The sequence below is a fragment of the Nonomuraea rhizosphaerae genome, from assembly GCF_019396405.1.
Taxonomy (GTDB): domain Bacteria; phylum Actinomycetota; class Actinomycetes; order Streptosporangiales; family Streptosporangiaceae; genus Nonomuraea; species Nonomuraea rhizosphaerae.
In genome coordinates this window covers 1-2,495 of the sequence record NZ_JAHKRL010000366.1, presented here as the reverse complement: position 1 = coordinate 2,495, position 2,495 = coordinate 1, and the positions used below count along the sequence as shown (strand labels likewise).

Annotated in this window: 3 protein-coding genes and 1 pseudogene; 2 read left to right on the top strand and 2 right to left on the bottom strand. The window is 68.5% G+C overall.

The window, feature by feature from the left end; all coding sequences use genetic code 11:
• Nucleotides 1–14 precede the first annotated feature (14 nt).
• Nucleotides 15–140, top strand: coding sequence for a hypothetical protein (locus KME77_RS30520; protein WP_372451192.1), 126 nt, complete (start codon nucleotides 15–17; stop codon nucleotides 138–140).
• Between the two features lie 256 nt (nucleotides 141–396).
• Here the strand turns inward: KME77_RS30520 and KME77_RS18495 are convergent, their stop codons facing one another.
• The gene (locus tag KME77_RS18495; RefSeq protein WP_219469159.1) at nucleotides 397–618 is read right to left on the bottom strand and encodes a site-specific integrase; all 222 of its coding nucleotides are present in this window, start codon (nucleotides 616–618) and stop codon (nucleotides 397–399) included.
• Nucleotides 619–825: 207 nt separating this feature from the next.
• Here KME77_RS18495 and KME77_RS18490 point away from each other — a divergent pair, with 207 nt between their 5' ends.
• Nucleotides 826–2,028 (top strand): MFS transporter, encoded by a 1,203-nt coding sequence (locus KME77_RS18490; RefSeq protein WP_219469155.1) that lies wholly within the window; start codon nucleotides 826–828, stop codon nucleotides 2,026–2,028.
• 219 nt (nucleotides 2,029–2,247) lie between these two features.
• On the opposite strand, the pseudogene KME77_RS30610 reads toward KME77_RS18490, so the two are convergent.
• Nucleotides 2,248–2,352, bottom strand: a pseudogene (locus KME77_RS30610) (transposase); the annotation flags it as partial.
• Nucleotides 2,353–2,495: the final 143 nt, after the last annotated feature.

The following is a 2,495-nucleotide window of genomic DNA, read 5'->3' as shown; positions in this document are numbered from 1 at the left end:
CCGTCCGCGACGACGTGAACGCCGGCGCCATCATGATGGCACTGCACGGCATCGGCGCAGCCCACGACCGCCCCAACTGGCGAACCGAAGCCGACGACGTCATCACCCTCGTGCTGGACGGACTGCGCCGCCCGCTATGACTGACTGATAATCCTTGAGTTGCATGAGGCTCTGTGAGCCTCCTTAGCCCCTGGGCCTGGGCATATCTGCTGACGCTCCGGCTTCTTAAGGCGTTGATGAGATTTCAGGGATTCTCAAGGTTCATCGTCCTGGTCGTTCGTCTTGCTGTGAAAGTGAAGGCGAGGTGGCCGGAGTTGGCGCTGGCGGCAGTAAGGGACTTCACGGGGTGTCGGTAAGGCCGGACCCGCCAGGTACACGCGATTGCGTCGCTGCTGGTCAGCGCCTGCGTCGTCGGGCGGCGGGGTCGTGCTCGGCGGTGATGCGGGCAGAGGTCTCCTCGCCCAGGCGGACGTAGCGGCCGAGACTGCCCAGGTTCTGGTGGCGGGATGTGGCCTGCAGCTCCGGTGCGGTGCGGCCGGCTTCGGCCAGGTGCTGCAGGGCGCTGTGACGCAGCTGGTGCAGGTTCCGGCCCTGGCTGTGGGGGGCGACTTCCTGCACAGGTACTCGGCGCGGGGCAGGACAGGCGGCCGCGCCGGTTGGTGGGGCAGAGGCTGGCGGTGGCGGTGGCCCAGTGCAGGTATTCGATACTGACCAGCCGTTCCGCCTGCCAGGCGCTCATCGAACCGTGATAAATCACGATCCCGGCTGGAGCACTACTGTAAGGGGATGTCTGCGGATAGACCCCTTACCTTGTGGGCGGGACGCGTGGCGGCGCTGCTGGGCGTCGTGCTCGTCGCGCTCACCCTGCGCCAGACGGTTGTGGTGATGTCGCCGATCCTCGACGACATCCGAGGGGACATCCCGATATCGAACGTCGGCGTTGGGCTGCTCGGCACGTTGCCACCGATCCTGCTGGCGGTATCGGGGTTCGTCGCGCCGCGCGTCGCCCGCGGCATCGGCCTCGACGGCGGCATCGTGCTGGCGCTGCTGCTCATGGTCCTCGGCCATCTCGTGCGCGCGGCCGCCCCGGGCTACGCGGTGCTGCTCGTCGGCAGTGTCGTCGCGCTCGCCGGCACGGGCATCGGCAATGTGCTGCTGCCGCCGATCGTGCGGCGCTACTTCCCCGACCGGATAGCGATGCTGACCGCCGTCTACGTCTGCATCCTGGGCGTGAGCACGGCCCTGCCCGCCGCGGTCGCCGCTCCGGTCGCCGAGCAGGTCGGATGGCGGTTCTCGCTCGGCATGTGGGCGGTGACCTCGGTGGTCGCGCTCGTTCCGTGGCTCGTCATCATCGCGCGGGAGCGCCGCCGACGACTCTCGGATGCCGACGCCGCCGAGCCCCCGCCCACCACTCTCGTCACGCGACTGTGGCGGTCACGCGTGGCCCTGTCGATCACTGTCGTGTTCTCGACCAGCACGATCCTTACCTACGCGTGTTTCGCGTGGCTGCCCGAGATCCTCGGCGACATCGCCGGCTCGACGCCGACCGAAGCCGGTGTGCTGCTCGCCGTCACCGGCATCATCAGTGCGCCCATCGCGCTCATCGCGCCCCTGCTCGTCGCGCGGCTGCAGGATGTCAGCCGGCTGATCGCCGCCGGTATCGCCAGCTTCGTGCTCGGCTACCTCGGCCTGCTGCTCGCGCCCGCGCCCCTCACACTGCTCTGGGTGCTGCTCATCGGCTCGGGTTCGATCCTGTTCCCGGTCTGCCTCGTGCTCATCAACGTACGCACCCGAACCCAGGGCGGCACCGTCGCGCTGAGCGGCTTCGCCCAGGGGGTCGCGTACGCGCTCGGCGCGCTCGGTCCGCTGCTCGTCGGGCTGCTGCACGACGTGAGCGGCGGGTGGACCCTGCCGCTGCTGTTTCTGCTCGCCGTCGCCCTCGTGGCGGCCATCCCGGTGTTCACGCTGGCCAAGCCCGCGTTCGTCGAGGACGAGCTCGCCCGCTCGTACTCCAGCCGAGGACCGTGATCACGGTTCGATGAGCGCCTCGTCGTCTTCTCTCGGGCGCGCCCATCAATGGAGGCGGATCCCAGCTCACGCCTGACGGAACTTACGACCAGACAATGGCCCCGCTCCCGGACTTGGGCGGCATCAACCGCGAGACTGAGCGGCAGGCCACCACCATGGCCACCGCGGGCCGCCGATCAAAGAACGGCTCCGGCCACTTTCGGTGGTGACGGAACATGGTTAGCCGAGCAGGATGCGGTGACGAAGGCGAGCAAACCCAGCGCGGCCGTACATCTGCCGTTTGAGGAGCTTGATCTTGGTGTTCGCGCCTTCGGCGCCGCCGTTGCCGTCGAGCTGCGCCAGTATTGGGTAGACGGTCCCGTCACTTTGCAGATCCCCAAACCGTAAGTGGGCGCCTCCTGCAGCGCTGCGGCGTGCAGCACCTCACCGCGCCCTTCCGCGAGACCGGCCCGGCGGCTGATGCCGCC